At 48.8% G+C, this 1413-nt stretch carries 1 protein-coding gene; it reads left to right on the top strand.

Annotated elements, in window-relative coordinates; all coding sequences use genetic code 11:
* A partial coding sequence (locus ACXAGQ_RS29050; RefSeq protein WP_475258727.1) for an IS1182 family transposase occupies nucleotides 1-1413 on the top strand: 1413 nt, incomplete at both ends.

Genomic DNA, 1413 nt, shown 5'->3' with positions numbered 1-1413 from the left:
CCCAACAGTACGAACTCGAAATGGTCACAATGGAACAGCTGGTTCCGAAGCATCATCTCGTACGTAAAATCGACCAAGTTATAGATTTCGAATTTATTAGAGACGAAGTCGCTCACCTATATTGCCAAGACAATGGCCGGCCTCCTGTTGACCCCGTCCGCTTGTTTAAAATCATCCTGCTGGGCTACATCTTTGGCATCAAGAGCGAGCGTCAGCTAGTCAAAGAAATCGAGGTCAATGTGGCCTATCGGTGGTTCCTTCGCATGTCACTGACAGAGAAAGTTATCCATGCCTCGACGCTCAGCCAAAACCGCATCCGCCGCTTCAACGGGACGGATATTTTTGAACGCATCTTTACCAATATCGTACTCCAGGCCATGGATAAAGGGCTCGTCGCCGGGAATGAATTATTCACCGACAGCACCCACCTCAAAGCCAATGCTAACAAGAAGAAATTTACCAATGAACAGCAAGCTGTCCGCACCAGTGCCTACCTTGAGATGCTCAACGAAGATGTGGCCAAGGAGCGGGAAGCCGAAGGGAAAAAACCTTTAGCTGAGCGAAAATCAGAGCCTAAGCTCAAAAATACCAAAGTGAGCACGACTGATTCTGAAAGCGGCTTTATGACGCGGGATAACAAGCCGCAAGGGTTCTTTTACCTTGACCACCGCACCGTCGATGGCATGCATGGGATTATCGTCGATACCTATGCGACCGCAGGTAACGTCAATGACTCCCAGCCTTATATCAATCGGCTAGACTACACGCTCAACCAGTTCAACCTGAATCCTATAGCCGTAGGCCTTGATGCTGGATACTTCACGGCTCCTGTTGCTGAGAGCCTTGAACGAAGAGAAATCCTTGGCCTCTTTGGTTACCGTAGGCCGCCTCGCACCCAGAATGCTATCAAGAAGAAGCACTTTATCTATAACAAAGAAACAGACACTTACCTGTGCCCAAATGGCCAGGAACTTATCTATAAAACCACGTCAAGAGAAGGCTACAGAGAATACCACTCGGCCCCCAAGGAGTGTGAGCTCTGCTCGATGAGAAATGACTGCACCCAAAGCAAAACAATGAAGAAGGTGATAACCCGGCATATCTACGCGGAGGCTGTGGAACGAGCAAACAAAATACGGCTGACACCTTATGGTAAAAGGACCTATCGGCGAAGGGGAGAAACGGTAGAAAGAAGCTTCGCAGATGCGAAACAGCATCATGGTCACCGATATGCACGGTTCCGGGGGTTGAACAAGGTGCAGATGCAATGTTGGTTGGCCGCTGCTGCTCAAAATATCAAGAAGATGGCCTTGGTGCTGGGCTGCTTACAGAAAATAGGCCTTATAAACGCTCTAATTAGGTTAATACGAGTCAATATCAGGCGAGAAGAGCAAAGGAGCCTCCAACCGAGCT

It is taken from the genome of Photobacterium sp. ABD4_091 (genome assembly GCF_056160145.1).
This window is presented reverse-complemented; position numbering and strand designations above follow the sequence as displayed.